Source organism: Streptomyces sp. NBC_01235 (genome assembly GCF_035989285.1).
Lineage (GTDB): Bacteria > Actinomycetota > Actinomycetes > Streptomycetales > Streptomycetaceae > Streptomyces.
Map to the genome: position 1 here is coordinate 9356311 of NZ_CP108513.1, position 25721 is coordinate 9382031.

Consider the following 25721-nt stretch of genomic DNA (forward strand, 5'->3'; position numbering starts at 1 on the left):
GGAGGCAGGCCGAGGCCGGAGGTGAAGGCCGGAGGTGAAGGCCGGAGGTGGAGGCCGGCGGTGGAGGCCGGAGGTGAAGGCCGGGGGTGGAGGCCGGAGGTCAGGTTCTGGGCGGTGCCCCGAGGATCTCCGCGAGGTCGTAGTGCACCGGCTCCTCCAGCTGCGCGTACGTGCAGCTCTCCGGGGTGCGGTCCGGGCGCCAGCGGCGGAAGCGGGCCGTGTGCCGGAACCGCGCCCCGTTCTCCATGTGGTCGTACGCCACCTCGGCCACCCGCTCGGGCCGCAGCGGCACCCAGGACAGGTCCTTCTTGCCCGACCACCGGCTCGGCGCCCCGGGCAGCCGAGCCGTCTCGTGGGCGGCCTCGTCCGACCAGGCCGCCCACGGATGACCCGCCGCGTCCTCCAGGCGCAGCGGCTCCAGCTCCTCGACCAGTTCCGCCCGGCGCTTCATGGGGAACGCGGCGGACACGCCGACGTGCTGCAGTGCGCCCCGGTCGTCGTACAGGCCCAGCAGCAGCGAGCCCACCACCGGCCCGCTCTTGTGGAAGCGGTATCCGGCGACGACGACGTCCGCGGTGCGCTCGTGCTTGACCTTGAACATGGCGCGCACGTCCTGGAGGTAGCGCAGGGCGAGCGGCTTGGCGATCACGCCGTCCAGGCCCGCGCCCTCGTACTCCTCGAACCACTGCCGCGCCACCTCGACGTCGGTCGTCGCCGGCGCCACGTGCACGGGCGCGGTGACCCCGGCAAGCGCCCTGGTCAGCAGCTCACGCCGGTCGCTCAGCACCACGTCGAGCAGCGACTTGTCGGCGAGCGCGAGGAGGTCGAAGGCGACGAAGGAGGCCGGGGTCCGCTCGGCGAGCGTGCGCACCCGGGAGTCAGCCGGGTGGATGCGCTCCGTGAGCGCGTCGAAGTCGAGGCGGCCCTCCCGCGCGATCACGATCTCCCCGTCCAGCACGCAGCGCTCCGGCACCCGCTCCCGCAGCGCCTCCACCAGCTCGGGAAAATACCTGGTGAGCGGCTTCCCGGTACGGCTGCCCAGCTCGACCTCGTCCCCGTCGCGGAACACGATCGCCCGGAAGCCGTCCCACTTCGCCTCGTACTGCATGCCCGGCGGAATCGCCGCCACCGACTTGGCGAGCATCGGCTTCACGGGCGGCATCACCGGCAGATCCATGTTCCGACTCTACGAGTCGTCCATGGTGTCCGCTCGCTATGCGATTCAGCCGCCATAGTCCGGCACTCCTGCGGTTTTGCCGCTGTTTCAGGGCCGGACTGTGAGACGTGTGTGAGACGTCGGCTGCTGCGGTCAGGCTTCGTCGGCCGTCGCGTCCTCCGCCCCGGCGAGCACGATGCGGCGTACCTGCTGCCGGGTGTAGCCGGTGGCATCGCAGATGTCCTTCTGCGGGACTTCGTCCGCGGACGCCTGCCTGATCGCCACAGCCAGTTCCTGCCGCAGGATCTCGGTCCGCCTCTCGGCATCCCGGAACCGCTCTGCCATCTGCGCCAGTGATCGCTTGTCCATGGCACACAGTGTTCCATTGGTCGTCATGGAACTTCATGTTACGTAGAGCATGGCCATTGTCCAGTGCTCTAGATGCTTGACGATGGAACACGATGTTCCCTAGAGTGGAGTTGTTGGCAGGGCAACCAGCCGACAACGCAAGCAGCCCCCGCCGGTGCGTCAACACCGAGCGGGGGCCTACGGAACCACCCGACTCAACCGGGAGAACCGATGCTCAACCTTCTCATGACCCCCCGCGCCGCCCGCACGGTGCGCGGCCTGCTCGGAGCTGTCTCCGACGCCGTCCGCTCTGTCGTCGCCCCCGCCGCCCTCGTCGCCGACCAGGCCGAGCCCGCGGTTGTCGAGGCCCCCGACCCGGCCGGCCTGTACGAGCCCGACGAGATCCCCGCCGTCGAGACCATCGAGGCCGCCGCCCGCGAGTACGAGCGCGCCGCCGACCAGGCCCGCCGCGCCGACCGCGGCAAGAGGGCCGCGAAGAAGGTCCTCGACCGTCTCCCCGCCGGTCTGTACGGCGCGTGGAGGGTGTTCCGCACCCCGGCCTCCCGGCAGACCCCGGACCTCGCCGAGATCACCCGCATCTTCAAGGCCAACAACCTTGGCCCCGTCCCGATGAAGCCGTGTGCCCCGTCGCTCAAGGTCGAGCAGGTCGAGGTCGCCCCGGTCGACGCCGAGACGCTGGCGGGGGTGGCTGCCTGATGAGCCGCAAGCCCGCGGCCGAGCAGGCGCCCACCACCACGGTGGGCGCCCTGCCCGCGGCCGTCACCGACCTCCTCGCCGCCGTCGTCGAAGCACTCGATCTGCCGCTCCCCTCCACCGACCAGGCCGACGAACGGGCCTACCACCGGCTGTTGGAGCAGCGCACGACCGACGTGCGGATCATCCTCGGATCGATCGTCGACTACCCCGACGTCCCGATCGACAGCGACGCCGACGACGTCCGCGCCCGTATCGCCGAGACGCCCGTCACGTACGCCCTGTACGAGCCCGAGACGGACGGGGGCCAGCAGTGACCGAGCCCCGCACCATCACGCTGCCCACCTCCGACCACGGCCCGGTCACCCTCACATGCCCGGCATGGTGTTCCGGTCACGCCGACCACCGCCCGGACAGCTACCGCGCCGACCTCACGCACTACGGCACCGAGGAACGCCTCACCTTCCACGGCCAGGCCCTCTACACGGTGATGCTCGCGCAGACCCCGTTCTCGGAGAACGCCACCCACGACGTCGGCCTGTACGTCGAGCAGGGCGGCTACACCGGATCCCTCGACCCGGCCGGCCTGTACGACCTGGCCGCGGCTCTCGACGGGCACGCCGACCGGCTGCGTGACCTTGCCGACCAGCTCGGCCCGCTCCTCGACGGGAGCAGCGAGTGAGCCGCCCCTCCCACGTCCGCCGCCCGACCGAGGTGGCCGCCATCCGCGCGGCCGCCCGGTCCGGCCGGCGCCTCCCGCCTGTTCCCGCCTTGCTGGCCGCGCTCCTCGAAGCGAACGACCGCCGCGACCGCGAGGCCGTCACCCTGTGCGCGCACCGCGTCGTGCGCGCCTCCGAACCTGGAGTTGGCGAATGACCAGCACCATCCCCCGCAGAGAACTCTCCACCGGTCAGGCCGTCGTCCTCAGCGCCGCCGGGACCGCGATGCTCGTCGTCGGCGGCATCGGCGCCTGGGGCACCTACACCAACGCCGTCTCCGCATTCCACCGGCAGGCGACCGCCGCCGGCGTCGTCGCCGCAGGCGAAGGCCTCACCCTGATCCTGGCCCTGATCATGCTGGGGCGGACCATGCTCAACATGTCGTCGCCCTCCATCGTCCGGGGCGGCATGTGGGTGGCCCCGCTCTCTGCCAGCTGCATCGGCGTGGCCATCGCCAACGACGCCCGCGAGGCCGCCGTGTACGCGGTCACCCCGCTCGCCATGTCCGGCGCTGCCGAGGGCCTCGGCCTGGTCGCCCGCAGCATCGTCGTCTACCGCACCGGCCTGGACGCCGAGGTGATGCGACGCAACGCAGACACCGCCCGACAACTCGCCTTCCACCGTGCCGTTGCCGACGGGCACCCCGGCGAGTGGCGGCGCAAGCTCGCCGTGCGCCGGTACTGGCGGCTCGCGAAGCACGTTGGTGTGGGCGACACCGAACTCGGCGCCGGCCTGGTCGACGTCCAGCGTGTTCGGGTACGGGACGGGGCTGATGCGGCCCTCGCCGGAATGTACGGCGGACTGACCGACAGGACGTCGGTCAGTCCCGGTGAGCCGGTCCGGTCCGCGTCCGCCACCGACGTGCTGCGCGCCCGGTTCGCCGACATGGACCCCGCCGACGCCATCCGGTTCGCCCACGATGCGCGACCTGATGCACCGCCCGCCGAGCTCGCCGCGATCCTCGGCACCTACGACGTCCACGTCGACCCCGTGGCGGTCGCCCTGGTCCTCGGCCAGCAGCCCGCGGAGTACACCGTCGAGCGACCTGATGCGCCCGCGCATCAGCAGGTCACAGCCCTGCCAGCGGTGAATCTGCAGGGTGCCGTCGAGGAAGCCGCGGCAGCTCTCGGCGAGGACGCATCACCCCGCGCGATCGCCGAGCACCTCGAGCAGAACCGGCGCCTGGTCGTCGACGAGCCGTACATCCGCACCGCCCTTTCCAGGGCCGCGAAGAAGCCGCAGCCGGAGACCCCGGCCCAGCCGATGGAGGGCGGATACGCATGATGCGCCTCGTCTTCGGGGCCGTCCTCGGCCTCCTCGTCGCCTACCCGGCGCTGCTCGCCGTCGTCCTGGCCGTCGTAGCCGCGGTCGTCTCGCAGCCCGCCGTCCTCGCGGCCGCCGCCGGCATCGCGCTCTGGCCGCGCATCACCCGCCGCATCAGGGGGTGGACGGCATGACCGAGCCCAACCCGCTCGCGAAGGCGGAGGCCGCCGTCCGGGACGCCGAGACGGACACCGTCGCCGTGCAACTCGCCCTGGCCGCCGTCGAGCTCGCCAAGGCCGCCACCGCCCAGCAGCAGGCCGCGCAGCCGCACGCCTGCCAGCACCCGCCGGCCAAGCAGTTCGACACGAAGAAGTGGCTGGTCATCGGCGGCACCGCGTGCGTGTGCTCCATCGCGTTCGCCCTGGCCTCCATCGCGATCGCCATCGGCGCGTGCTGCGCCACCGTCTGCCTGCTGATCCTGCGCCACCTCTTCAACGACCTGCGCAAGGGCCGGGGGTGAAGCCGATGACCGCTGATAGCGCGCTCCTCTACCGGGACCAACGGCTCCCGGAACGGTTCTGGTCCAAGGTCCGGCAGGCGCCCACGGGGTGCTGGGAGTGGACTGCTGGCACTACGGCCAGGGGTTACGGCATCTACCAGGCAGACGGGCGCCCGCAACGAGCCCACCGTGTCGCCTATGAGTCGCTGGTCGGCCCCATCCCGGGCGGCTTGGTCCTCGACCATCTCTGCCGTACGAGGCACTGCGTCCGACCGGACCACCTGGAGCCGGTGACGTTGAAGGAGAACGTCCTGCGCGGGACCGGGCTCACAGCCCAGAACCGGCTGAAGACCCATTGTCCGAACGGCCACCCCTACGACGAGGCCAACACGCGGATCAGGCGAGGCAGGCGTGAATGCCGAGCCTGCCGCAATCGCTGGAGCTGACGGCCGCCTCCGTCCTCCGTCAGTTGTGACCGTAACGGTCACGACTGCGGGGGGCGGTGGGGCCGGACAGTCCGGCCCGCAACCCGAGGAGCACCCCGTGAAGAAGTTCAACTGGAACGTCGAGTTCGAGACCCGGGACGGCGAAGCCGGCGTCGGCATCGGCTCCGTCACCGCCTCCAGCGAGGACGCCGCCGAGTTCCTGGTCAAGCAGCACGTCGCTCAGGAGAAGGATGCCGCGCGCTTCGGAACCGTGTGGCTCACCCCGGAGGGCAACTGACCATGGCCAAGAACGACGTCACCTGGGACGACCTGACCGGGGCTGAGAAGCGCGCGGTCCTGCGCGCGGACGCCCGCGGCACCTGGCAGGTGCTCCGGGGCGCCACCAGCACCCCGCGCGTCGACCGCCGCGTCGAGGCCGTCTACGACCAGGCCCGCAAGCGCATCGCGGGCGGCAAGAAGAAGTAGCGCCACCCGGGGCGGCCGCACTCCCGGCCAGGAACACCGGCCGCCCCGGGCCCCGGACCGCCCCATCAGAACGACCGGAGAGACCAGAATGACGGACACGATCCCCGAGCAGGTCAACGGGCACGCCAACCCAGCGGTGCCCCTGCTCAAGCCCGCCCCCGAGGCTGCGCCGCCGCCCGAGACCGCCCCGGCCGCGCCCGTCCCCGTCGACAACCCCAAGTTGCCCGCCCCTGGCGTCACCATCGAGAAGCGGCGCCCGATCGTCGCCCCGTGGCTGCGCTCCCGCCGTGACCTCCTCGCCACCGTTGAACGCGCTGCAGGCCACGCCGGATACGCCACCGCCTACCACGGGCTCCGGGCCCCCTGGTACGGAGTCCAGCTCGCCCTCATGGCCCCGCGCGGGGGCGCCCGCCTCGTCACCGGCACCAACCGGTGGGTGTGGGACCGCGAGGCCGCGCCCCTGCGGGACTACGCCGTGCGCACCGAGGACGTCGAGGAGTACATGCGCCTGGCCCGCCTGCGCGGCAACCGCGTCCGCCTGCGCGGCCTGGTCACCGTCGTCGCCGCGGTGTTCGGCACCGGCTTCGCCCTCTGGCTCTATGTCATGGCCCCTGCCTTCCTGTGGGCGTTCGCGGCCGGCGGGGTACTCACCCTCGGCTACTTTGGGCAGCAGCCCGACGCCCCCGTCATCGGCCCGGCCGTGATGCGCACCGAGCTGCAGAAGCTCACCGGCACCATCGTGCTGCGGGCCCTCGACGCCATCGGCAACGCCAAGATCTCCGCGGCCGTCAAAAAGGGCGGCGACATGAACGGAATGCGCTTCACCTCGGAGATCACCCGCGACGGGCCCGGCTACCGGGCAGACCTTGACCTGCCCTACGGCGTTGTGCCCGAGGACGTCATGGAGGAGCGCCAGGCACTCGCCTCCGGCCTACGGCGCAAGCTCGGCTGCGTCTGGCCGTCCGGCGACCCCGAGGAGCACGAGGGCCGCCTGATCCTGTGGGTGGGCGACAAACCGATGAACGAAACGACGAAGCCGCCGTGGCCGCTGCTGCGCGAGGGCGAGGTCGACCTGTTCAAGCCCGTCGTCTTCGGCAACGACCAGCGCATGCGGGACATCGTCGTCTGCCTGATGTTCGTCTCCGTCGTCATCGGCTCCGTCCCCCGCATGGGCAAGACGTTCCTGCTCAGGCTGCTGCTGCTCATCGCCGCCCTCGACCCGCGCTCCCGGATCCTGGCGTTCGACTTCAAGGGCACCGGCGACCTCGGCCCCCTCGAACCCGTCTGCCACCGCTACCGGTCCGGCGAGGAAGACGACGACCTCCTGTACGTCCTGCACGCCATGCGCGAGCTCAAGGAGGAACTGCGGCGCCGCGCCAAGGTGATCCGCAACCTGCCCAAGTCCCGCTGCCCCGAGTCGAAGGTCACCCCGGCCCTGGCCAGCGACAAGGCCCTCGGCCTGCACCCGATCGTCGTCGGCTTCGACGAATGCCAGGTCCCGTTCGAGCACGAGAAATACGGCGCCGAGCTGGAATCCATCTGCACCGACATCGCCAAGCGCGGCCCCGCCCTCGGCATCATCGGCATCTTCGCCACCCAGCGGCCCGACGCCAAGAGCCTCCCGCCCGGCATCAGCGCGAACGCCATCCTCAGGTTCTGCCTCAAGGTCATGAGCCACACCGCCAACGACATGGTCCTCGGTACCGGCGCCTACAAGGCCGGCGTCCGCGCCACCATGTTCTCCCGCTCCGACCGCGGCATCTGCTTCATGTCCGGCGAGGGCGACGACCCCGTCATCGCGGCCTCCGCGTTCGTCGACGGGCCGGCCGCCGAGCTGGTCGTCGCCCGTGCCCGCCAGCTGCGCGAGGACTACGGCAACATCACCGGTCACGCCATCGGCGAGGGCCCGTCCTCCTCGCGCGGCATGGACGTCCTCGGCGACGTGCTGAAGGTGTTCCGCGCCGACGAGGAGCAGCTGTGGTGCGAGCGGATCGCTGCCCGCCTCGCCGAGGCCTGGCCGGACGTGTATGGCGAGTGGGGCACTGCGAACGTCGCCCCGAGCCTGAAGCCCTGGGGCGTGGCCACGGCGGACGTGTGGGCGGCCGGGGACGACGGCAAGGGCACCACGAAGCGCGGCATCAAGCGGACCGACGTGGCCGCCGCCATCACCCGCCGTGACGCCGATCGGGCCGCCGCCTGACCCTTCGGACGGCTACTAGGCCTAGCACCCCGCCATGCTAGGCCTAGCACCCCCGCTAGCACCGAAACATGCCTCTGACCTGTTACCTAGCGTCTAGCAGCAGGGGCCCCGGGAAACGGGAAACACCCAGGATTCGAGGGGGAGGAGACCCCATGTGGCTTGCTATGGCCGTACTGCTGCTCTGGCTCGGCGGCTACGCAGTGTTGTGTGCCGTGAAGCCGTTCGCGCCGTGCCGACGATGTCGTGGAGCGGGTGAGATCGAGCGGTTCGGGAAGCCCCGGACGTGCCCGCGCTGCCGCGGCAAGCGGCTTCGGCTGCGCGTCGGCCGGCGAGTACACAACGCCTGGCGTCTGACCCGTGACGCTGGGGTCCGTTGAACGGGAAGATGAGCCATGCCGAACCGCCAGCCCGCAGCCGAGCCCGGCCTGTTCATCGCCATCAAGTGGCTGTTCATCACCGGCTGCGCAGCCATCATGTTCCTCGGCGGTATCAGCTTCCTGATTGGCGTCGGCGGCAAGCCGACTCCAGCGCCGACCGTCACAGTCACCGAAACCCAGCCCATCGAGCCGAGCCTCTCCACCGACATTCCGGACGGTTATATCGAAGACGCTCTGTCGAGCATGCCCGCGCCCAGCGCCTGCACCGACGCTGACGACCGCGGCGTCATCCCGCGAGACCGCTGGACGCCCTGCGGTCAGGTACTCGGCTACTTCGACGACTGGACCACGCCGCCCCCCGGTGCGCCTGTCGTACCGTGATTCAGCCCCCTCGCACGTCGAGGACGGCGGCCTCTCGCATTCGAGGGCGCTGAGACTCACTCCCACACGTCCGGGCCACCGCCGCGCCACTCGATCAGCCCGGACGCCGCGACGTACTCCTCGTCGACGTCCTCAATGCCCGCACGGCGCAGGAACTCGGCCAGGTCCCGCAGCGAGTACGCCCGGCCGAGGATCTCCCCGTCGACACGCACGCGCCGGCCGCCGTCCTCGTCGGGCGGGTACACGACCACGGGCATCACGGAAGCCATGCCGTCAGCCTCGCGCGGACGAGTACTGCCCGCTACCGGACGAGAGCCGCGGCACTGCCACCCATCCGGGTCACAACACGGCCACATGCCCCACTCCGTCGCACAACGGGGCGCATGATGCCCTCCCAGACACGACGTCCATGGGGGACACCATGTTCAAGCGCGACCCGGAGAAAGCAGCACAGAGGGAAGTCGAACGGGCAGAGAAGCGCCGCCTCCGTGAAGAGGCCGCAGCCGCCCGCCAGGCCGAGAAGGAAGCCCTGAAGGAGTGGCGGCGCGCCCACCCCGCAGAGTCCACGATGAACACCGCAGCGATGATGCGCGCCTGGCCCTCCTCCAAGTTCGGAAAGACTCCTCTCGGCCCGATCCTCGGCGGCCAGGCCGAGTTCGTGAATGCTGGTGCGCACAAAGGGTGGACGGCCACGCGCCTCGCCGCCGGTGTCGCAACGATGGGGGTCTCCGCTGCGGCTACCGGGCGGAAGAACAAGGGCGCCGCCGTCATCAACGTGACGTTCGGGAACGGCGCTGCGCAGACGTACAACGTGTCGCCCGAGAACGCGACGCTGCGGGCCGCGAACCAGTACGTCAACGCGTTCAACGCGCTCGCGGCACAGCTGGCAGCCGAAGCCGCAGGAGAGCAGTAGCCGAAGGCCCCCATCGCGTCCCGTGACGGACGTCGTGGGGGCCTTCCGCATGTCCGGGGTCAGCGACGCTGCGCAGCCACGGCCCCCGTGTACGTCTCCCGCGTCAAGTCCTCCGCACCGACCCCGAGGTCGGCGAGCACCGCCCGGATGTCGTCCAGGGCCGCGGTCACGTCGTCCTCGCCGACGAGGGTCTCGACCTCCAGGAACGTGCCGTCCAACTCGGGGACCCGGACGAGGGTGGCGAGCATCTGACGGCCGCGCGCGGTGAAGTCGTAGTTGCGGCACCGCTTCTCGAACGCGATCACGGGCACGTAGCCGAGACCGCGCAGGATCGCGTGCGCAGCCTCCGAGTCCTCAACGCGCGTCTCATGCTCCGGCTTCGACCCGGACTCCTCGTCGACCGCGGCACTCTTGAACGTGAGGACGGTCCGCAGCCCATCGGCGCCGTGCACGGTCCGCACTCTCAACTCCTGGTCCGCCTTCTCCAGCGACCCGTCATGCCGGTCGTAGTAGGCGTCCTGGTACACCTCGACCCGGGCCTCGGCGCGCTCGTCGAGCATCCGCATGACCGCCTCCGGAGCGTGCACCCGGGCCTTCAACTCGGCCTCGATCACGGCCGTCTCCCCTCATCTTCAGACGGTGCGCTGCGCGCCGTCGATGACCGCCTCGAACATCCGCCGGAACCCCCGAAACAGGGGACCGTGTGGCGTCGCCATCACCTTGTACATCGCCGACTCGTGGCCCTCCCACCCGGCATCGAAGGCGCCGACGAACATCGTTCCGTCCGTGCGGATGACCCGCCAAGTGGGCAGCATCCGGTACCGCCACACTCCGACGTCACCCGCGCCTGCCAACTCCCGTAGCCGCGCCTCCGCCAGACGAACACCGCCAGCGAGGGACTCGGCGGACTCGCCGATCTCGGCCGCGCGGCGGCCCAGGGCGTCGCTGTCGGGGTCGAGGAGCGCCACCCGGACACGGAGCCCCCGGCCGCCCTGTTCGCGCGGGAGGCAGGCGCGCAGCAGGCTGTCGTTCAATCCGATCAGGCCGAGGCCGCGCACCGCGAGGACGTCCAACTCCTGTGCCTCGCGGGCCTGCTGCCGGATCTCTGCGGCCGCCGAGTTCTGCGCCGCGTACACGCGCACCACTTCCGGGAACGCGGCGAGGTCGAATGCCGGGCCGCCCGTGCGTTTCTCCCTGCTCGCCGCGAGGCCGAGGAGATGCCGTGCATCGTCGGGCATGTGCAGCCCGTCGGCGATCCGCTCGTACACGTCGAGCCGGGACACCTCACGGCGGCCGTTGATGATCTCGTTGACGCGGGCCTGCGTCATCCCCGCCGCGGTGGCGATGCGGGCCTGACTCGCGCCGGCGTACTGCTGCACGTGCCGGAAGACGGCGCCTATGTCCCGGGCGCGCAGGGCCTGGCGGACCTCGGCCTTCTCCCATGCCCAGGCCGGTAGTTCGATCGGCTCCAGTGCGGTTCCCATGGTGCGGCCCCCGGTATCCACGAATGGGATCGAAAGGTATCTCACGGTGAGATTACCGGTGGGGGATCGAGTCGACACCGTCCGTCACACCAGCCTGACCAGGTACGCAAAATCCCGGCGACCGCGCGAACGGCCCCGGGCTTGGCCGACAGCCTCAGAGGAGCCGTCAACGTGCAGCACCCTACGCAGCCGGACCAGCGACCAGCCATCCCCCAGGTTGCCGGTATCGCCTGGTGCGCCTGGCATGAGGCCTACAGCAACACGGCCCGCCCGGTTCGGGATACGAGCGGTGCGCGGCTCTTCGCCTGCTTCTCATGCCGCGAGGCCTACGACCTCGTCCCGATCGCCGACCAGCCGTGAACGAAGGCTTCGTGTGCGCGGTCTCGATGCTGCCCGTACCCAAGGCCGCCGGCCTCGCCTCCGAGCGGGTCGACGGGAAGCACTGCGTGTGGTGCGGCGGCGCGCCCTCGATGGAGCTGGGGGTACGGCTCAGCGTCATCGACGGGACCCTGAAACGGTGGGAGCCGCGCTCCTGCCAGTCCTGCGCCAGGCGTGAGGCGGGCCGCGTGTACGACGTCCACATCCGGGCGTGCGCCCGCTGCTCCCACGGCGACTACTGTCCGGATGCCCGAGCCTTGTACGCGCTCGCGCTCCGCCGCCAGACAACCAGCTGATCTCCCGTCCGCCCTCGTACCCCCAAGGCTCAAGAGGGCGGGCGGGTCAACGGCACCTACAAGTGCTTGCCGTCCGCGATGTACTTCTCCAGGATCTCGACGCCCAGCCGGCGCGGGAACCGCGGCTCCGCCCAACGGTGTCCGTCCGGGCACGTCATGAACGATGCCGTCTCGCTGCGGTCGTTCCCGTCGATGGACACCACCAGATCGTCGGCGGCCTGGCACACAGGGCAGGCGATCAGGTCGAGGCCCTTGTGCACCCTGCACGGCAGCGGGTACTCGGCGGTCAGACCCTCCGCCAGGCCCACGGTGGTGTTCCTCTTCGGAGTGGTCCGCCGAGCCTGGCGGCGCAGTCGAGGGCTCATCATGCGCGGCTCCTGTCGCTCTTACGGATGGCTTCCTTCACCGGGTCGGCGATCGCCTCAGCGAAGCGCCTCACCTCGGCGGGCGAGGGAACCGTCATCGACTTGACCTCGACCGACACATTGACCGTGCTACCGCCGAAATCGGCCGAGCTCAGCCCGGTCACGATGCTGCGGAACGCCTCGTGCTCTTCTGCGGTGAGGACCGCTTCCGGCTTCCGCGTCTTGTTGATCGCGAGGGTCGCGCCGGGCTGCAGCAGGCCGCCCGAGTCGTACTTCGCGGCGGGCGCGAAGCCCCATCGGCTAGTGAACATGGGGTCGTTGTAGCCGCGGGCGGACTTGCCCATGTGGACGCCGGCGCCGCCGCTGGACTCGACGTTCATCCCGGCCAGCGTGCCCGCGGTGTGGCCGACGCCCGCGTTCGTGATGCCGATCATGAACGGGCTGTTGAGGTTCCGCACCCACCCGGACGGGCCCGAGTTCCCGACGAAGCTGCCGGTTGCCCACCGGCGGTGTGGACGCTCTCCCCGAATCACGGACTCAATTGCGGACATTAGCCCCGAACAGTCCCAACTCGGGTTCCCATTTCCAGCCCACTGATACGGCAGCCCGTTCTGCGTCTTCACCCACGACAAGGCCTTCTGCACGGCCGGCCCGCCGACCGCTTTCTTGTCCTCGTTGCCGAACCAGCCGAGCATGCCGTCGACGGCCTTGTTGGCGAGGCCCTTCATGAGGCCGCCGATGCCGGAGCCCGGGATCTGGTTGATGAGCGGCCGTACCAGCGCGGTGAGGGCCTTCTGCGCGGCGGACTTGAGGCCGCCGATGACGAGGTCCTTCGCCCACGATGCGGCCGAGGACACGGCTCCGGAGACGGCGCCGGTGACCTTGCCGATGATGCCTCCGGACGCGAAGTGCTGGGTGCCGCCCTGGTAGCGCTGGCGTTCCTCCTGCCGGGACGGGTTGCCTCCGGTTTTGGTGGGCGTGTCTTGGCCGAGCATGGCGTCGATGCCGCGGTGCCCGCCGAGCTTGGTCACTTGCTGCTTGGAGAGGATGCGTTCGCCAGGGGTGAGCATGGCGGGCACGGTGTCGGTGTTGCCGCTGCCGGGGACGACACCACCGGTGTTGAAGTTGAGGGGCACCGCCGGGAGCGTGATCTTGCTGCTGATCTTCCCTGCGATGGAGTTCCACATTTTCCGGATGCCCTGGTTGTAGACGTGGTCGACGACCCACTTCACCGGCGCGGAGATCTTCGACCTCACGCCGTCCCAGATCGTGCCCAGCCCGGTCTTCAACAGGCTGAACGCGTTGGACATGCCGGACTTGAACGAGGCGATCTTCCCGCTGATCGTAGAGAACACGCTGGTGACCTTCGATGTGATCCCGGACCACATCGACGACCACGTGTTCGTCAGCGACGTCTTCAAGCTCGTGAACTGGGACTTGACCGTCGCCCACGCGTTGTTGAGCGACGTCCGCAGCCCCGACCAGAACGAGTTCCAGCGCGTGGTGAACGACGACCAAATGCCGTTCCACGTGCTCACCAGCCAGTTCTTCAGGCTGGTGAAAATCTCCTTCGTCTTCGTCCACAGGCTCGTGAACCACGAGACGATCGCCCGCACCAGGTCAGGGATGATGCTGTGCCCAACGAGGACGTCGTACAGGTGCTTGAACGGCTGGATGACCCACTTGTTGATCCAGTCCGCCGTAGCTGCGAACGCCCCCTTCACCGCGTCCCAGACGCCGATGACGATGCTCCGGAACGTCTCCGACTGATTCCAGGCGTAGACCAGAGCAGCACCCAGCCCGACCAACGCCAGCACCACCACACCGATCGGGTTCGCCGCCCACGCCGCACTCAACGCCGTCGTCGCCGCCGTCAGCAGGCCCTGCGCCGCCGTCACCAACCCGGTCGCAAGCGCCCACGCCTTCATGGCCGTGACGATGGCGAGGACCCCGGTAGCGAGTGATCCGAAGAGAGTCGAGTGCTCGCCGACGAACTTGAAGAACGTCATCAACGGGCCCTTGACCGCCGCGGCGAGGCCGGCGAACGCTTCCGCAAACGGCTTCACCATCGGGATGACGGCCTGCAGCGCGGCCCCGACGACGACGATCAGCGTTGACGCGATCTCGTGGAGCGCCCGGAAGATCGAGGCGAGCCCGCTCTGCATCTCCGGCAGGGCGGTGATCCGGCGCAGCTCTCGGAAGGCGTCTCCGAGTGTTGTGAGGGCGTCGCCCCCGCCGGTGGCCGCGGCCCGCATGATGTTGCCGAGGGAGCCGAAGATGTCGCCGAGGAGTCGGCCGAACCGTTTGGCAACGTCGATGCCCCGGTTGATGGCCTTCTCCAGGCGCCCGTCTTCGAACGCGGCCGTGAGCTTCGCCGAGACGCGGTCGGCGACGCCGGCCATGCCCTTGGTGATCCGCTCCAGCGCGGGCGCCGCGGCGATACCGAGCTGGACGAAGGCCTGCCCGAGCTGGCCGGGAATGTTGACCAGCGGCTTCATCCCGTTGTTGAACCCGTCGAACATCCGCTTCAACAGGCCCTGGTCAGCCAGCCTGGTGAAGGTGTCCATGAGGCCGCGGCCCATCCCGTTGAGGACGTCGGCCATGCCGCCGAGCCCGACCCTCAGCGCGGGCAGGGAGGCGGTCGCCATGCGGGTGAAGGAGGTGCCCAGGCCGCGGAACAGCCGGTCCTGAACTTCCATCCGCAGCGACGAGAACGCGGGCCCCATCGCTCGGACGGCCTTGACGAAGGCGCGGGCGTTCGGGGACAGCTTGGCCATGGCGTCGGCGTACTTGTCCGTCGCGGCCGCGCCCTTCTCCTGCGCTGCTGCAGCCGCCCTCTGCGCATCGGCCACGGCTTCCGTCGCAGCCCGCACCTGCCGGGCCGCGGCAACCTGCGCGTCGGCCACGCCCTGCTGAGCCTGCGCCAGCTTTTCCTGGGCGTCGCGGACGGCCTCGGCGCCGTCCTTCGCCGTCTTCGCCGCCTCCGCCTGCGCGTCCCGGACATCGCGGGTGCGGTCACCGACCGTGCGCTGCGAGTCGGCCACCTTCTCCTGTGCCTTGACGACGGTGTCGGAGCCTGCGACGCCGGCCTTGTTCGCTGCGGCGGTCTGCTCGGTGAGCCTCGCCGTCTCCGTCTGCTGCTCGCGCAGGCGTTGCACCGCGCGGTCGTAGCCGAGCTGCGCTTCCTCGATGTCCGCGGCGGAAGCGGCGGCGCCCTTCGCCTTCACCGCGGCGAGTTGCTTCTCCGCGTCCTGTACATCGAGGACGGCTTGGCGCTGGTCGAGCTGGGCGTCGACGAGACGGTTGTTCAGGTCCTCCAGCTGCTGCGCGGCTTCCTTGCGGGCGGTGGTGAGGTCTTCCTCGGCGTGCCTGGCGTCGTTGACCGCGTCCGTGAGCGCCCGCTCGGCGTCGGCAACGCGGCGTAGTGCGGCCTGCCGGTCTGCGGCGGCTTTCACCTTGGCGTCCCGGACGTCTTCCGCGGCGTCCTTCACCCGCCCTTGGGCGTCGGCGATCTGCCGGGCCGCATCGGTCTGTGCTTCCTTCAGCGCGCGGGAGGCGCGGATTACTTGGATCTGCGCCTGGGCGACGGCGCGGGCTGCGGCAACGGCGGAGGCGCCGCTCTGTCCGCTCTTGGCGCCTGCGGCCTGGAAGGCGTCGCCGACCCCGTGGAGGCCGACGGCGAGGGTGGCCACGGCCGTGACGAGACCGCCGAGGGCGGGCACGGCGAGGGCTGCGGCCGGACCCATCTGGGCGACGGAACCTGCGAGGGAGGCGACCGCCGGGAGGGCGGAGAGCGCGGCGGCGGCGAGGCCGGCGAACCGCGCGGACAGCAGGCCGACGCCGCCGCCTGCGCCGCCGAGGCCGGTGAGGATGGTGAGCGCGGACCGGTTGACGTCGACGTCGACGCGCACGGTGCGCCGGCGGGTCAACAGTGCGAGATCGTCGGCTGCGACGCGCGTGTCCATGGAGGCGCGGATGTTGACGTAGCGGTCCGCGGTGAGCCGGTCGAGCTTGTTCTGCGCGATGCGGTAGGCGGCGTCGGAGATCTTCGGGATGATGCCGACTTCGATGTCCCGCAGACGGAGCCGTGAGAGGGCGGTCTCGTCGACCTTGAGTTTGACGCCGAGGGTGCGATCGCGGAGGAACCGGTCGAGGTCGGTCTTTGCGGCCCGGTCGTCGAGTTGGATCCGGACGCCGACCTGATTCCGCTTGGACTTGAGGCGGTCCATGGCCCGGTCGTAGGCGGACTCATCGGCGGTTACTTCGACATAACCCTCTGCGATGCGGAACGAACCAGCCATCAGGCACCCACCGCCTGGCGGTCGTCTGCGAGGAACCGATCGAGCGGAAGGCCCAGGGCGTCAGCGATGGCGTCCGCCACCGGGATCGGTGGGACTGCGTGACCACGCTCGTAGGCGTAGACCGACCAGCAGCTGCGGCCTATGCGGGCGGCGACGTCGTGGACGGAGAGGCCGGCAAGGCGGCGTTGGTCGCGTAGGCGTGGGCCGGAGAAGGTGCGCGGCACGGGAACCCCAGGGGGCATGAAGGATCGCGGAGGGGACGTGTCACGCGGGCCTGAGATGGCCCGCTCCTCGTGCTCGGCGTCCGCATCCGCTGTTGGCCTCGCGGCTCCTGACCGGGCCGCTCCTTCACCACGCCGTGCACCGTGCCTATGTCCCTGGGGGCATCACGCCCGTGCAGTCATCACGACTGCTGGACCCCGGCTCGGTTTTCTCGGTTCGTCCTGCTGGAAGGATACTCCAATGGACCTTTGATTCACAGGTTGTCTGGGGCTGTAACCTTCGATTCATCACCAAGGGAAAGCTGAATGGCATGGCATCCACCACTTCACCGCGCTGGACTCCGCTACCAATCGGCCTTGGCGCGATGCTCGCCGCCGCACGTACCGAGGCCGGCTACTCGGGCCGGGCACTCGCGCGGGCCGTCGGGCGTTCGCACGCTTGGGTTCGAGGCCTGGAAGCCGGGGAGCGGCCGCCGTCGGTGTCCATGGCCGGCCGCGTCTCCGAGGTGCTGCAGTTGGACCCGTGGGCCGCAGCGGTGCTGCACTCCGTCGCGGTCGACGACGTCGAGCTGCGCGCCCGGCGAGGAACTCAAAGGGCAGCGCGGGAACGGGTCGTAGTGCCGACGTGACAGAGCCCCGTCTGCCATCGCGGCGACGGGGCTCCCCTCCTGCTTCCGACTGACGGGCTACAGGCCAGTACCGGTGACGGGGTTGTCCTCCCACTTGTCGGAGTCTTCGAAGTAGCCGAGTAGCGCTTTGCTGCCGTCGGCCCATCCGCCGTGCCGGCCGATCCGTACCAGGTCGTGCCCGGCTTTCCTGGCGGCGGTGGCGAACCCTCGGCGAAGGCTGTGCCCGGACCACTGGCCTTCGAGGCTGGCGGCGTCGGCGGCGCGCTCGACGACCTGGGCGGCGGCCTGTGCGGTAAGGCGCCCGGACGGGTCACCGATCGGTACGCCGCGGCGGTACATCGGCGGCGCGATACGGCCATGCCGGTCGATACGGACGAACAACGGGCCGTCGGTCCGGCCGGCTTCGGTCATGGCCTCGCGCAGCGCACGGACGGCGCGCACTGGACAAGTGGCCGGGTTGGAGCCGAACGGTACGGCGGTGTCACTGAAGGCCTTCACCTTGCGCCGGTAGACGGACGCTTCGATGCCGTTCTCGCTCTCGGGGACGTCGGCCAGGTCGAGGGCGACGAGCTCGGAGACGCGGGCCGCCGTCGCGAACCCGAGGAGGAGCAGGGCGGCATCCCGCTTGCCGATCAGCGTCTCGCGGTCGAGGGTGGCGAGCATCGCCCGGAGCGCCGAGGGCACGGCCGGCTGCGCCTTGCGCGCCTTGGCCGCCGGATCCTTCGCGCGGGCGAGCCGGTCGCGGTAGCCGCGCAGCACGATGCGGGCGCCCTTCGTGCTTGGCGGGTTGAGGTTCGCGGCGGAGTGCGCGGTGCGGATCGCGGCTACGGCCCGCTCGATCGAGCTGGGCGAGTACGGGCGGCCGGTCCGGGGGCGAGGGGTGGTCGTGAGTGCGGCGACGTACTCGACGATCGTCTCGGGCGTCGAGGGGAGCGCGGTCCGGTTGTTCGCTGCGCACCAGTCGGTGAAGGTTCGCCAGTCTCCGGTGTATGCGCGGCGGGTTGAGTCGGCTGTGCCGGTGGCGAGGGCCTCGCGGGCAGCACCGGAGAGGGACATGGAGGCGTTCGAGACTGCCGACAGAGGGGCGCCGTCCATCGCCGCGACTACCAGTTCGCCGCTGCGCACCACCATCAGTCCTCGCCGCCGGAGCGGAGCGGCCAGCCGATCGCCTGCAAGTGTCCGCGAGCTTGAGTAGATACCCATCCGAGATCATCGAGTTGACCGGGGATGAAGTGGTCTTCTACGCCGTCGGTGGCGTCAACGTATGACAGGCGCCAGCCAGGCATCCCATGCTCGTTGCTCTCCACGAATTCGAGCAGCGGCGTACCGGCTTCATCGAACGTGACGTTGGCCGGATCTTCGCCGGGCAGGACAACCTTGATTGGGATCTCGTTGGAGTGCTGCGGAGCGGACATCAGAACTTCCTTTCCTGGCTCATGAGAAGGAACATTATCGTGAGCCAAGGTCGGGCATCGGGGATCTCGCTCATTCGGCCCGTTGCTAACTGCTGCATCGTCACGTTGGCAGCACATGGAGGCGCCACCGGAAACATCAACTCTCGTGACCCACTGGCTGGCCGCTGGCGGCACCCTGCTCGTCGTGATGGGGTCTGCTGCCCAGGCCTGGTTCGCGGTGATGGAGTATCGGGATCTACTCGACAGCACCCACACCACCGACGCCGTGCGGAAGATGTTCACACTAACGGGCAAGGCCCGCAGTATCTTCGGGCTTCTCACCTTCCTGCCGGCCGCGATTGACGCGGCCCGGACGATGAGAGCGATGATTCAGGCCCTCTCTGAAGTGACACGCCAAGGCGGAGAGAATGCCCGCCGCCTCACCGAGCTATCGCGAACGTACCTCGGCTGGGTAACCGTTCTGTTCGGAGCCACGGCAGTCTTTGCGTCGGCGGTGATCGAACTGGCGGTGGACTACGGTGACGCCACTTATGCGATCTACGCGGCGGCTGGCTTCGTCGCCCTGGCCTTGGTCGCCGCGCGAGTCGTTCGACGGGCCAAAGCGAGGCGCCAGTGATCGTCGCTCTTTTTGCATCCAGCATGACTGTGCCCGGCCGCCGTGGAGGCGACCGGGCGCAATTCATCGAGCGGTGAATATCAGGCGCAGGTCACCAGATCCGGCGCGCCTGCTCCGCGGCATGCGCGGCCACACCTCGCGTTGCCGCCCGGTACAGCTCGTGCTCGTGCTTCTGCCGCTCCAACTCCCGAGCCCCGTAGATCTCCGCCGTCGTCTTCGGCGTCTCGGCCTCGGGCTCGTCGTCGACCTCCTCGACGTCCTCGTCCTCGTACTCGACGTCTTCCGGCTCCGGGTCCGCGCTGATGACCCCGCGCGCTCGAAGTTCGTCCAGGCGGGCCCGTTCCCGCGCCGCTTCATCCACGCGGTAGCCGGCCGCCGCACGCTCCCCGTAGATCTCGTACGTCTGGCGGGTGTCCCGTTCCCCCGCGGCCTGCGCACGGGACTGCTCCCGCGCCTTGATCCGCTCGGCGTGCGCGGCCGCGCTGGCCGTCGTGGGCGGGTTCACGTTCGTCATGGTGATCTCCTTCGTTCCTGGGTTGTGGGTCACACGCTGGACGCGGCCAACGTGCGGTTGTCCAGCGAGGTCTCGGCGAGATGAAGCAACTTGGCCGCATGCCGTTTGGCGAGGCCGGCCTGTCGTGCGGCTGCGAATTCGGCGCGGCGCTTCCGCTCCGCCTCCGCCTTGCGGCGGGCCGCGGCTATCCGGGCGGCTACGGCCTGCTCAACGTGACTGCTCACGGCTGCTCCCCTCGAAGTTCCGCCTCGATGGCCGCGTTGCGGGCTTGCGCCGCAGCGAGGGCTTCCGCGTACTCCCGCCGGTACCGAGCTGCCTCGGCCGGCGTCGCGACCCGGTGCTCGTCCAACGGCGGCGCAGGCATCCCCAACCGCCGCCGCGCCTCGACGGCAAGCCTGTAGATCTCCGGCAGCTCGACCGTGCCGAGGCCGCACGCCGGACCGTGATGGACACACAGGTCCTCGCCCTCGCTCGGCCGCCCGAACTCCAGCCAGTCCGCCACGATTCCCAGGACGTCGCCCATCAGCCGACCGCCTTCACGAGCCGCAGGTGACGGGCCGCTGCCCGACGACCTTCGGTCGCCAGGTCGCCCGTCACGCCGGCCGCGACGAGAGCTGCCTCGACTGCACCGATCACAGCCTCGGCCTGGCGCTCCGACACAGCCATCAGTCGCTCGTCGATGTTCAGGCGGGCGATCGTCGCGAGCACTGAGCACGCTCGGTCCGTCGCCCGCTCGAACAATGCGACCTCGGCACGCAGTTGCTCGGTGCCGTTCGCGGCCCGGTACCTGACGTCCTGCAGTTCGTTCACCAGCCGGGCCGCGGCCTCCTGCCAGGCGAGGGCCTGGCCGCCGAGCTTGAGCAGGGCGGCGAGCGGATCACTCACCGGGTCGACGTCGAGTTCGGCGAGCATCGCCCGCGCCTCGGTTTCGAGCTGGCGTCGCTCTGCTGCTGCCTTGGCCTGGGGGCTGGATCCGCCGTGCATGCGGCAGCGTTCGCCGCCGTTCATGGGCGCGTTGGTGCAGGCACCTCCGTCTCGGCGTCGAGCTCCGCAGGTCCGTGCATGGGGTGGTGGTTGTTCCGTGAGCTGCATGGGGTCTCCATTCAGGCTGTGGCGTGATCTGCTTCGGAGGACACTTCGCGGGGCCAGGACACCGAGGACACCTCTTGACCTGCGTAGGACAGGAGAGGACAGGTGTCCTGGGCCCCCTCTCGCGCGTCACACGAAAGAGACTTGATGTCCTTTTTCTATCATTACGGGTAGATCTAAAGAAGCTTCATCTCGGAGCTTCACAGGGGGGTCAGGACAGGTGTCCTGGGTGTCCTGAGTCCCGGCGGCTGGCTTAGGCGACGGCATGGACCCACCAGTCCCCGTCCTCTTCGACCGCTCGCAGGACGCCCTTGGCGACGCCCCGTTCGATCACGTCCGGGAGTTCGCCGCGGTACCGGGAATGGAACTTCTGGATCAGGTCGGTCCGGCTCATCCGACCGCCGGCGTTTGCGAGGTGTTCAAGGACCTTCTTCAGGCGGGCCTCGCGCCTCATCGCGGCCTTGTCAAGGGCGTCTTCCTTGCGTGCCGCGAGGTCGATCTCTGCAGCCTCGGCGGCCCTGCGGGCTGCGATCGCCTCACGCGCCGCCAGGCCGATCAGTTCGTCCCGGACTGCGCACGACGTCGTCCACAGCATTTCCGCGAGACGCCAGTCGTCCATGGTCATGTGGTATCGGCCGTCGATGATCGCCAGCAGCGCCGCGAACTTCATCTTCATGACCGGCTCGTGGCCGTTGATCTCATCGGTGTCAGCGCCGCCGGTGCGTACCGCGTGCAGGCGCTTCGCGCGCATGTCCGCCGCGACCTGGGCCGGGACCTCGAACACCACCGTGCCGCCGTAGCTCGGGTCGTTGATCGCGTGAACGTCGATCACTCCGGCGTGCTCGACAACCTCGTCCGGGATGGTCACGTCCCGGGCCCACAGCCACAGGAACCGCTGCGGTGTGCCCGTGCCGGCGTCCTTCAACAGGGTCGACGCGATGGACGGTTGGAGGCCGACGAGGACGCCCATGGCATAGGACATGGGGGCGACGAACCGCTTCCGATCCTGCGAGGCGTTCGTCTGCCCGAGCGCCTCGCCCATGGCGGCGCGCCGGATCGTCTCGCCGAGCGTCGACCCGCCGCGCTCTTCCAAGTCGCCAATGGACTTGCCCTCGTCGACGTAGAAGAACGCGTTGTGGTGGATCTGCATACGCACCTGGACGGTCACCGGGGTTTCCGTGCCGCCTGGCCCCTTCTTCACCTCCCCGGTCTCTTGCTCTTGCAGCCCGATGAAGACCTCCGTCATGCCCTCGCCGCTGCCAATCGGCAGCCCGTCGCGGCCTTGAAGGCGATCAGGGGCCGGGAAGGCCAGCCGCGCCGCGCGGGCGGACTGGCTCTTACCAGCTGACGGTCCACCGATCATGGCGGCCGCGAGATTCAGGGAAGCGTGTCCCATAGGGCTCTTCGCGGTGAACGTGTGAGGGACCGCGCCCGACACACGGGCCATGATCGCCGCGAGTGTGGTGTCTGCGGGCAACAGTCGCGAATGGGCGAGGCGCCTGATGCTGGCCAGGGACTCGCGGGAGTTCCAGAACTCCATCTGGATTTGGGTCGGCGGGATCTCCGCCTGGTCGTTCGCGCAGTTGGAAGGGGCGTTCACTGGGACCAGGTCGTTCAGGGTCCCGCCGGCCGCGAAGTGGTCGGTGATGTCCTTCGCACGGTCGGACTCCAGGATGCGGTAGGCGAGTCCGTGCCGCTCCAGGGAATCGGCGACCTTCTCCGCGTGCTCGCGGCCCTTGGCGTCGCGGTCGGCGACCACGATCACCTCGGCCGCTCCCTTCAACGACTCGGTGTACTCGTCCGTCCATCCCATGCCGACGCCACCGGGCATCGTGGTGGCTGTAACTCCCACGGCGACGAGGGTTTCGACGTCCTTCTCTCCCTCGACGAGGGTTACGTATCCGCCTGCCTGCGCCACCTTGATGACGTCCGGCAACCGGTAGAGGACGCGGCGGATACCAGGCGTGCCGTAGAAGCCGTCCGCACCGATCTGCCTGAAGTCCTTGGACTGGCCTGGGATCTCGATCCGGACGACCTCGAACAAGGGTGTGCCGTTTTCGTCGCAGTACTGATAGCTGGCGGTCTCGCCGCGAAGAGGCCTCTTGGCCTTTGTCCGGGCCCGTGAGGTCTTCTGCATGGAGGGCTTCGGCCGAGGCCGGGGTGCCGCCGCGAACGTCCCTTGGTTGTGCTCACGCGGCTCGTCGTAGAGGTCTGCGACGGTCCATCCGATAGCCGTCAGGTACTGGTCGTCGCCATCGCACTTGTGACAATGGATGTCGACCTTGCCGTCGCTGCGCCGCACGGACACGGTGTCAGGGCTGTCACCGTCGTGACAGCGCCCACGGGTGCGGAAGCTGTCGCCACGGTCCATGCGGGTCGGCTCGCCGAGGTCGCGCAGGATGTCGCGGAGTCTGTCGATGGCGGTGTAGGCGATGGTCGTCATGCGGCGCCCCCGCTGTACCGGTGTGGGATGCCGAGGGTGCGGATGCGGTCGGCAATCCGGTTGAAGGCGGTGCCGTCGCTCACTGGACGTTCTCCGTGCTGATCAGTTGGCGGATGCGTTGGGTTGCGCGGCGTCGGCCTGCGGCGGATTTGCGGCGGCGGAGGGTGATGCGGGCGGCGGCTGCCACCGTGATCAGGTCCATGTCGGTGTCGCCGGGCGGGCCGCCGAGGAATGCGTGCACGGCGGAGTCGAGGTCCTCGACGAGGGCTTGCAGCTGCTCGTCGTCGAGGCTGCCGATGCGGGCGAGGATCGCCCCCAAGTCCAGCTCGGCGTCTCTCGGCATCGCGCCGTCTGTGGTGCCAGCTACGCTGCTGTCTGTCGCGTGCCCGGTGTCGGGCGGTGCGGGGTTCGGCGTGCTGGCCGGGCCCCGTTGCCATGTGTCGCGCATGTTGTTGTCCGATTCGCGAGGCGAGGCGGATGCGGGTTCCCGGCATTGCGCCGGCCGTCTCGCGAGTTATGTGGACTGCGGGTTGTGGTGTCCGGCCGCCGTACCCCCGCCGACCACGAGCTGGCGGCGAGTACGGCAGCCGGACGGGAGATCACGCGCGGGCGTCGCGCTCGGCGATGAGCCGGTCCGCGATCCCGTCGGCCACGTCGAGGAGGCGCCGCAGCTCTGCGGTCTTCGCGTGGACCTCGTCGGGGAGGAGGTCTTCGTGGCTCATGCCGCCGAGGTAGACGATGGCCGGGCCGCCGTCGGAGAGCTGCACGAATCCGACGTCGAGGAGGTGATGGCCGTCCTTGGTGGTTACCGAGTGGTCGTGGCCGCTGTGGTCGTAGTGGCCGGGTTCGGTCTCGGTGCACAGGCCGGGATAGACGGGGCAGCCGGCGGGCTGGTCCTGCTGCGGGTTCCGCAGTTCGGCGACCATGGCCTTCGCGAACTCGGCGGCCAGCTCGGGCGAGAACAGTTCGGGGACGGCGGTTCGCATGGCCTGCTCGATCGCGGCGGGCAGGACGGCGGCGAGCCGGTCGATCTGCTCGGTGCCCGGGCGCACCTCGGTCTGCGAGGTGGACGCGTTGACGGGGACGGTCGGGTTGGTCGTAATCTGGTTCACGGTGCTTGTCCGTTCTTTCGTGCAGGGCCCCGCGCGACTGTGGTGGTTGAGGCGGGGTCTTGCTGCTGTTCGGATTGGTGCCGTGGCCCCTCCCTCGCTGGCATCTCTAGTGCCGGCGCGGGAGGGGTCGTTTCATGCGCCTTCGAGAAGGCGGACGAGAGAAGCCGTCACGATCCTGTGGCGCGCGCCGAAGGTCAGGACCGTGACCGGCGCCTCACCCCTTCGGACCATGTCGTACAGGTGCGACTTCGATACGCCGATCGCGCGGGCGGCCTCGGGTACTCCGACCGTGGCGGGCCAGGTACGGACCTCGTCGAGGGTGGGAACGGCGCGCATCAGGCGTCGCTCGCAGCCGTCTCGATGCCCAGGTAGTTGAGGAGGTCGGCGCGGCGGCAGCGGTAGGCGACGCCGTGACGCAGGACCTTGACGGGGTAGGTGCCGTTCTTCGCGTGCTGGTAGCCGCGGGTCCGACCCAGGCCCAGCGCGCGGTTGGCCAGTTCAAGGGGCACGGATACGGGCAGTGCCAGGACCTCGGCCTCCGACATGCCTCGGACCGCGGTAGCGGGGCTGTGGCTCACTGTGGCGTTCCGTTCTGTTCGTGTTCCGTAGCAGAACAAAGTGGAGCTGTAGTGCCCGAATGTTGTTCCCGGACGGTGGCTCAATCATGGATGGTCTGGCATGCGGTGTCAAGGTCGGTTAGTGTTCCGGTATGGAACAAGAAGCTGACAAGGACTTCAACGCCCGCGTGGCTCAGCGCGTGGGCAGGGAGGTCGCCCGAGCCCGCGAAGGCGTGGGCGGCCGACGTATGACAGCCCAGGCCCTGGCCAACCGCACTGCCGAGCTCGGGCACCCGCTGGACCGCTCCGTGATCGCCAAGCTGGAGAAGGGCTTCCGGCAGTCGGTCACCGTCGCCGACGTGGTCGTCCTTGCCAGAGCTCTTGACGTGGCTCCCGTATCGCTCCTGTTCCCGCTGGGCGAACCGGAGGTCGAACTGGCCCCCGGCGATATCAGGTCGACGTGGCCGGCACTTCAGTGGTTCGGAGCCGAGGGTCCGTATCCGGCGCCTTCCGGGAGCGAAGGAGAGACTCAGCGCTGGGAGCCGCCGCCGGCGATCGGGCTGTTTCGGCAGCATGAGGACTATGTTCACCAATGCCTGCAGGCGGCCGCCCGCGCCGCTGACTCCCGCCTGCAGTCGACCCTCTCGGAAGGCGACGAGCGCGCGCGATTGGAGGCCGTCGCGGACGCCGATGCCCAGCTGGCTCTGTCGCTGCGCGACATGGTCAAGGCTCTGCGGAAGACCCTTCGGGCTGTGAACCACGAGCCACCGCCGCTGCCCAAGGCGTTCCGTGGCTTGGACGAACATGCGAACTAGGGCGG

At 69.6% G+C, this 25721-nt stretch carries 37 protein-coding genes; 18 read left to right on the forward strand and 19 right to left on the reverse strand.

Annotation, left to right across the window (positions count from 1 at the left end):
- Nucleotides 1–100: 100 nt before the first annotated feature.
- Both OG289_RS42040 and OG289_RS42045 read right to left on the reverse strand, forming a co-directional pair.
- Nucleotides 101–1177, reverse strand: coding sequence for an ATP-dependent DNA ligase (locus tag OG289_RS42040; protein WP_327319254.1), 1077 nt, complete (start codon nt 1175–1177; stop codon nt 101–103).
- A gap of 132 nt (nt 1178–1309) precedes the next feature.
- A complete protein-coding gene (locus tag OG289_RS42045) occupies nt 1310–1525 on the reverse strand; it encodes a hypothetical protein (RefSeq protein ID WP_327319255.1) in 216 nt (71 codons plus the stop codon).
- 210 nt (nt 1526–1735) lie between these two features.
- Between OG289_RS42045 and OG289_RS42050 the strand changes: the two genes are divergently transcribed.
- The 12 genes from OG289_RS42050 (at nt 1736) to OG289_RS42105 (ending at nt 8568) form a co-directional block, all read left to right on the forward strand.
- On the forward strand, nt 1736–2221 hold the full coding sequence (locus OG289_RS42050) for a hypothetical protein (protein WP_327319256.1): 486 nt from the start codon (nt 1736–1738) through the stop codon (nt 2219–2221).
- The gene (locus tag OG289_RS42055; RefSeq protein ID WP_327319257.1) at nt 2221–2535 is read left to right on the forward strand and encodes a hypothetical protein; all 315 of its coding nucleotides are present in this window, start codon (nt 2221–2223) and stop codon (nt 2533–2535) included. The genes OG289_RS42050 and OG289_RS42055 overlap by 1 nt, the downstream gene beginning before the upstream one ends.
- Nucleotides 2532–2900, forward strand: a complete 369-nt coding sequence (locus OG289_RS42060) for a DUF6907 domain-containing protein (protein ID WP_327319258.1) — start codon at nt 2532–2534, stop codon at nt 2898–2900. The genes OG289_RS42055 and OG289_RS42060 overlap by 4 nt, the downstream gene beginning before the upstream one ends.
- The gene (locus OG289_RS42065) at nt 2897–3094 is read left to right on the forward strand and encodes a hypothetical protein (protein ID WP_327319259.1); all 198 of its coding nucleotides are present in this window, start codon (nt 2897–2899) and stop codon (nt 3092–3094) included. Before OG289_RS42060 ends, OG289_RS42065 begins: the two co-directional genes overlap by 4 nt.
- Nucleotides 3091–4221 (forward strand): conjugal transfer protein, encoded by a 1131-nt coding sequence (locus OG289_RS42070; protein ID WP_327319260.1) that lies wholly within the window; start codon nt 3091–3093, stop codon nt 4219–4221. Before OG289_RS42065 ends, OG289_RS42070 begins: the two co-directional genes overlap by 4 nt.
- Nucleotides 4218–4394, forward strand: a complete 177-nt coding sequence (locus tag OG289_RS42075) for a hypothetical protein (RefSeq protein WP_327319261.1) — start codon at nt 4218–4220, stop codon at nt 4392–4394. Before OG289_RS42070 ends, OG289_RS42075 begins: the two co-directional genes overlap by 4 nt.
- A complete protein-coding gene (locus OG289_RS42080) occupies nt 4391–4720 on the forward strand; it encodes a hypothetical protein (RefSeq protein WP_327319262.1) in 330 nt (109 codons plus the stop codon). Before OG289_RS42075 ends, OG289_RS42080 begins: the two co-directional genes overlap by 4 nt.
- 5 nt (nt 4721–4725) lie before the next feature.
- A complete protein-coding gene (locus OG289_RS42085; protein WP_327319263.1) occupies nt 4726–5145 on the forward strand; it encodes an HNH endonuclease signature motif containing protein in 420 nt (139 codons plus the stop codon).
- A 97-nt stretch (nt 5146–5242) separates the two neighbouring features.
- The gene (locus tag OG289_RS42090; protein WP_327319264.1) at nt 5243–5422 is read left to right on the forward strand and encodes a hypothetical protein; all 180 of its coding nucleotides are present in this window, start codon (nt 5243–5245) and stop codon (nt 5420–5422) included.
- Between the two features lie 2 nt (nt 5423–5424).
- Nucleotides 5425–5610 carry a hypothetical protein gene (locus tag OG289_RS42095; protein ID WP_327319265.1) on the forward strand — a complete coding sequence of 62 codons (186 nt, stop codon included), beginning with the start codon at nt 5425–5427 and terminating at the stop codon, nt 5608–5610.
- A gap of 88 nt (nt 5611–5698) precedes the next feature.
- Nucleotides 5699–7810, forward strand: a complete 2112-nt coding sequence (locus OG289_RS42100; RefSeq protein WP_327319266.1) for a cell division protein FtsK — start codon at nt 5699–5701, stop codon at nt 7808–7810.
- Nucleotides 7811–8202: 392 nt separating this feature from the next.
- The gene (locus tag OG289_RS42105; protein WP_327319267.1) at nt 8203–8568 is read left to right on the forward strand and encodes a hypothetical protein; all 366 of its coding nucleotides are present in this window, start codon (nt 8203–8205) and stop codon (nt 8566–8568) included.
- A 56-nt stretch (nt 8569–8624) separates the two neighbouring features.
- On the opposite strand, the gene OG289_RS42110 is transcribed toward OG289_RS42105, so the two are convergent.
- Nucleotides 8625–8837 carry a hypothetical protein gene (locus OG289_RS42110; RefSeq protein WP_327319268.1) on the reverse strand — a complete coding sequence of 71 codons (213 nt, stop codon included), beginning with the start codon at nt 8835–8837 and terminating at the stop codon, nt 8625–8627.
- Between the two features lie 140 nt (nt 8838–8977).
- On the opposite strand from OG289_RS42110, the gene OG289_RS42115 reads away from it, so the two are divergent.
- Nucleotides 8978–9481: a hypothetical protein gene (locus OG289_RS42115; RefSeq protein ID WP_327319269.1), complete on the forward strand. Its 504-nt coding sequence runs from the start codon at nt 8978–8980 to the stop codon at nt 9479–9481.
- Between the two features lie 59 nt (nt 9482–9540).
- Here the strand turns inward: OG289_RS42115 and cyaB are convergent, their stop codons facing one another.
- Nucleotides 9541–10095, reverse strand: a complete 555-nt coding sequence (gene cyaB, locus OG289_RS42120) for a class IV adenylate cyclase (protein ID WP_327319270.1) — start codon at nt 10093–10095, stop codon at nt 9541–9543.
- Between the two features lie 18 nt (nt 10096–10113).
- Complete coding sequence (locus tag OG289_RS42125; protein ID WP_327319271.1) at nt 10114–10965, reverse strand: helix-turn-helix domain-containing protein; 852 nt, start codon at nt 10963–10965, stop codon at nt 10114–10116.
- A 171-nt stretch (nt 10966–11136) separates the two neighbouring features.
- On the opposite strand from OG289_RS42125, the gene OG289_RS42130 reads away from it, so the two are divergent.
- Nucleotides 11137–11325: a hypothetical protein gene (locus OG289_RS42130; RefSeq protein WP_327319272.1), complete on the forward strand. Its 189-nt coding sequence runs from the start codon at nt 11137–11139 to the stop codon at nt 11323–11325.
- Nucleotides 11322–11639, forward strand: coding sequence for a hypothetical protein (locus OG289_RS42135; RefSeq protein WP_327319273.1), 318 nt, complete (start codon nt 11322–11324; stop codon nt 11637–11639). The genes OG289_RS42130 and OG289_RS42135 overlap by 4 nt, the downstream gene beginning before the upstream one ends.
- Nucleotides 11640–11695: 56 nt before the next feature.
- On the opposite strand, the gene OG289_RS42140 is transcribed toward OG289_RS42135, so the two are convergent.
- The 3 genes from OG289_RS42140 to OG289_RS42150 are packed head-to-tail and all read right to left on the reverse strand — an operon-like array spanning nt 11696 to nt 16547.
- Entirely contained in the window at nt 11696–12007 is a 312-nt protein-coding gene (locus tag OG289_RS42140; RefSeq protein WP_327319274.1) for a hypothetical protein, read from the reverse strand.
- A complete protein-coding gene (locus OG289_RS42145; RefSeq protein WP_327319275.1) occupies nt 12004–16305 on the reverse strand; it encodes a hypothetical protein in 4302 nt (1433 codons plus the stop codon). The genes OG289_RS42140 and OG289_RS42145 overlap by 4 nt, the downstream gene beginning before the upstream one ends.
- Nucleotides 16305–16547 carry a helix-turn-helix domain-containing protein gene (locus OG289_RS42150; protein ID WP_327319276.1) on the reverse strand — a complete coding sequence of 81 codons (243 nt, stop codon included), beginning with the start codon at nt 16545–16547 and terminating at the stop codon, nt 16305–16307. Before OG289_RS42150 ends, OG289_RS42145 begins: the two co-directional genes overlap by 1 nt.
- Before the next feature lie 290 nt (nt 16548–16837).
- Between OG289_RS42150 and OG289_RS42155 the strand changes: the two genes are divergently transcribed.
- Nucleotides 16838–17155, forward strand: a complete 318-nt coding sequence (locus tag OG289_RS42155; RefSeq protein WP_327319277.1) for a helix-turn-helix domain-containing protein — start codon at nt 16838–16840, stop codon at nt 17153–17155.
- Nucleotides 17156–17212: 57 nt separating this feature from the next.
- Here OG289_RS42155 and OG289_RS42160 read toward each other — a convergent pair whose 3' ends face one another.
- Together OG289_RS42160 and OG289_RS42165 are read right to left on the reverse strand one after the other, a co-directional pair.
- Complete coding sequence (locus OG289_RS42160; RefSeq protein ID WP_327319278.1) at nt 17213–18286, reverse strand: site-specific integrase; 1074 nt, start codon at nt 18284–18286, stop codon at nt 17213–17215.
- Nucleotides 18286–18570 (reverse strand): hypothetical protein, encoded by a 285-nt coding sequence (locus OG289_RS42165; RefSeq protein WP_327319279.1) that lies wholly within the window; start codon nt 18568–18570, stop codon nt 18286–18288. The genes OG289_RS42160 and OG289_RS42165 overlap by 1 nt, the downstream gene beginning before the upstream one ends.
- Nucleotides 18571–18715: 145 nt before the next feature.
- On the opposite strand from OG289_RS42165, the gene OG289_RS42170 reads away from it, so the two are divergent.
- Complete coding sequence (locus tag OG289_RS42170; RefSeq protein ID WP_327319280.1) at nt 18716–19186, forward strand: hypothetical protein; 471 nt, start codon at nt 18716–18718, stop codon at nt 19184–19186.
- 91 nt (nt 19187–19277) lie between these two features.
- Here OG289_RS42170 and OG289_RS42175 read toward each other — a convergent pair whose 3' ends face one another.
- The 9 genes from OG289_RS42175 to OG289_RS42215 form a co-directional block, all read right to left on the reverse strand.
- On the reverse strand, nt 19278–19700 hold the full coding sequence (locus tag OG289_RS42175) for a hypothetical protein (RefSeq protein WP_327319281.1): 423 nt from the start codon (nt 19698–19700) through the stop codon (nt 19278–19280).
- A 29-nt stretch (nt 19701–19729) separates the two neighbouring features.
- Nucleotides 19730–19924, reverse strand: coding sequence for a hypothetical protein (locus tag OG289_RS42180; protein WP_327319282.1), 195 nt, complete (start codon nt 19922–19924; stop codon nt 19730–19732).
- Entirely contained in the window at nt 19921–20223 is a 303-nt protein-coding gene (locus OG289_RS42185; RefSeq protein ID WP_327319283.1) for a hypothetical protein, read from the reverse strand. The genes OG289_RS42180 and OG289_RS42185 overlap by 4 nt, the downstream gene beginning before the upstream one ends.
- Nucleotides 20223–20792, reverse strand: coding sequence for an HGGxSTG domain-containing protein (locus OG289_RS42190; RefSeq protein ID WP_327319284.1), 570 nt, complete (start codon nt 20790–20792; stop codon nt 20223–20225). Before OG289_RS42190 ends, OG289_RS42185 begins: the two co-directional genes overlap by 1 nt.
- A gap of 250 nt (nt 20793–21042) precedes the next feature.
- Nucleotides 21043–23232, reverse strand: a complete 2190-nt coding sequence (locus tag OG289_RS42195) for a toprim domain-containing protein (protein WP_327319285.1) — start codon at nt 23230–23232, stop codon at nt 21043–21045.
- Between the two features lie 79 nt (nt 23233–23311).
- On the reverse strand, nt 23312–23575 hold the full coding sequence (locus tag OG289_RS42200; protein WP_327319286.1) for a hypothetical protein: 264 nt from the start codon (nt 23573–23575) through the stop codon (nt 23312–23314).
- A 256-nt stretch (nt 23576–23831) separates the two neighbouring features.
- On the reverse strand, nt 23832–24344 hold the full coding sequence (locus tag OG289_RS42205) for a hypothetical protein (RefSeq protein WP_327319287.1): 513 nt from the start codon (nt 24342–24344) through the stop codon (nt 23832–23834).
- Nucleotides 24345–24476: 132 nt separating this feature from the next.
- The gene (locus OG289_RS42210; protein WP_327319288.1) at nt 24477–24680 is read right to left on the reverse strand and encodes a helix-turn-helix domain-containing protein; all 204 of its coding nucleotides are present in this window, start codon (nt 24678–24680) and stop codon (nt 24477–24479) included.
- Nucleotides 24680–24889: a hypothetical protein gene (locus OG289_RS42215; RefSeq protein ID WP_327319289.1), complete on the reverse strand. Its 210-nt coding sequence runs from the start codon at nt 24887–24889 to the stop codon at nt 24680–24682. The genes OG289_RS42210 and OG289_RS42215 overlap by 1 nt, the downstream gene beginning before the upstream one ends.
- Nucleotides 24890–25053: 164 nt before the next feature.
- Between OG289_RS42215 and OG289_RS42220 the strand changes: the two genes are divergently transcribed.
- Nucleotides 25054–25716 (forward strand): hypothetical protein, encoded by a 663-nt coding sequence (locus tag OG289_RS42220; RefSeq protein ID WP_327319290.1) that lies wholly within the window; start codon nt 25054–25056, stop codon nt 25714–25716.
- The last annotated feature ends 5 nt before the right edge of the window (nt 25717–25721 follow it).

Bases quoted from the DNA above. Each gene is read 5' to 3' on its own strand.
- OG289_RS42195 (WP_327319285.1), bottom strand. From the start codon at position 23,232: ATGACGACCATCGCCTACACCGCCATCGACAGACTCCGCGACATCCTG.
- OG289_RS42095 (WP_327319265.1), top strand. From the start codon at position 5,425: ATGGCCAAGAACGACGTCACCTGGGACGACCTGACCGGGGCTGAGAAG.
- OG289_RS42200 (WP_327319286.1), bottom strand. From the start codon at position 23,575: ATGCCGAGAGACGCCGAGCTGGACTTGGGGGCGATCCTCGCCCGCATC.
- OG289_RS42040 (WP_327319254.1), bottom strand. From the start codon at position 1,177: ATGGATCTGCCGGTGATGCCGCCCGTGAAGCCGATGCTCGCCAAGTCG.
- OG289_RS42115 (WP_327319269.1), top strand. From the start codon at position 8,978: ATGGGGGACACCATGTTCAAGCGCGACCCGGAGAAAGCAGCACAGAGG.
- OG289_RS42160 (WP_327319278.1), bottom strand. From the start codon at position 18,286: ATGGTGGTGCGCAGCGGCGAACTGGTAGTCGCGGCGATGGACGGCGCC.
- OG289_RS42110 (WP_327319268.1), bottom strand. From the start codon at position 8,837: ATGGCTTCCGTGATGCCCGTGGTCGTGTACCCGCCCGACGAGGACGGC.
- OG289_RS42165 (WP_327319279.1), bottom strand. From the start codon at position 18,570: ATGTCCGCTCCGCAGCACTCCAACGAGATCCCAATCAAGGTTGTCCTG.
- OG289_RS42055 (WP_327319257.1), top strand. From the start codon at position 2,221: ATGAGCCGCAAGCCCGCGGCCGAGCAGGCGCCCACCACCACGGTGGGC.
- OG289_RS42045 (WP_327319255.1), bottom strand. From the start codon at position 1,525: ATGGACAAGCGATCACTGGCGCAGATGGCAGAGCGGTTCCGGGATGCC.
- OG289_RS42150 (WP_327319276.1), bottom strand. From the start codon at position 16,547: ATGCCCCCTGGGGTTCCCGTGCCGCGCACCTTCTCCGGCCCACGCCTA.
- OG289_RS42215 (WP_327319289.1), bottom strand. From the start codon at position 24,889: ATGTCGGAGGCCGAGGTCCTGGCACTGCCCGTATCCGTGCCCCTTGAA.
- OG289_RS42210 (WP_327319288.1), bottom strand. From the start codon at position 24,680: ATGCGCGCCGTTCCCACCCTCGACGAGGTCCGTACCTGGCCCGCCACG.
- OG289_RS42175 (WP_327319281.1), bottom strand. From the start codon at position 19,700: ATGACGAACGTGAACCCGCCCACGACGGCCAGCGCGGCCGCGCACGCC.
- OG289_RS42220 (WP_327319290.1), top strand. From the start codon at position 25,054: ATGGAACAAGAAGCTGACAAGGACTTCAACGCCCGCGTGGCTCAGCGC.
- OG289_RS42140 (WP_327319274.1), bottom strand. From the start codon at position 12,007: ATGATGAGCCCTCGACTGCGCCGCCAGGCTCGGCGGACCACTCCGAAG.
- OG289_RS42105 (WP_327319267.1), top strand. From the start codon at position 8,203: ATGCCGAACCGCCAGCCCGCAGCCGAGCCCGGCCTGTTCATCGCCATC.
- OG289_RS42125 (WP_327319271.1), bottom strand. From the start codon at position 10,965: ATGGGAACCGCACTGGAGCCGATCGAACTACCGGCCTGGGCATGGGAG.
- OG289_RS42050 (WP_327319256.1), top strand. From the start codon at position 1,736: ATGCTCAACCTTCTCATGACCCCCCGCGCCGCCCGCACGGTGCGCGGC.
- OG289_RS42080 (WP_327319262.1), top strand. From the start codon at position 4,391: ATGACCGAGCCCAACCCGCTCGCGAAGGCGGAGGCCGCCGTCCGGGAC.
- OG289_RS42085 (WP_327319263.1), top strand. From the start codon at position 4,726: ATGACCGCTGATAGCGCGCTCCTCTACCGGGACCAACGGCTCCCGGAA.
- OG289_RS42075 (WP_327319261.1), top strand. From the start codon at position 4,218: ATGATGCGCCTCGTCTTCGGGGCCGTCCTCGGCCTCCTCGTCGCCTAC.
- OG289_RS42190 (WP_327319284.1), bottom strand. From the start codon at position 20,792: ATGCAGCTCACGGAACAACCACCACCCCATGCACGGACCTGCGGAGCT.
- OG289_RS42100 (WP_327319266.1), top strand. From the start codon at position 5,699: ATGACGGACACGATCCCCGAGCAGGTCAACGGGCACGCCAACCCAGCG.
- OG289_RS42155 (WP_327319277.1), top strand. From the start codon at position 16,838: ATGGCATCCACCACTTCACCGCGCTGGACTCCGCTACCAATCGGCCTT.
- OG289_RS42070 (WP_327319260.1), top strand. From the start codon at position 3,091: ATGACCAGCACCATCCCCCGCAGAGAACTCTCCACCGGTCAGGCCGTC.
- OG289_RS42145 (WP_327319275.1), bottom strand. From the start codon at position 16,305: ATGGCTGGTTCGTTCCGCATCGCAGAGGGTTATGTCGAAGTAACCGCC.
- OG289_RS42185 (WP_327319283.1), bottom strand. From the start codon at position 20,223: ATGGGCGACGTCCTGGGAATCGTGGCGGACTGGCTGGAGTTCGGGCGG.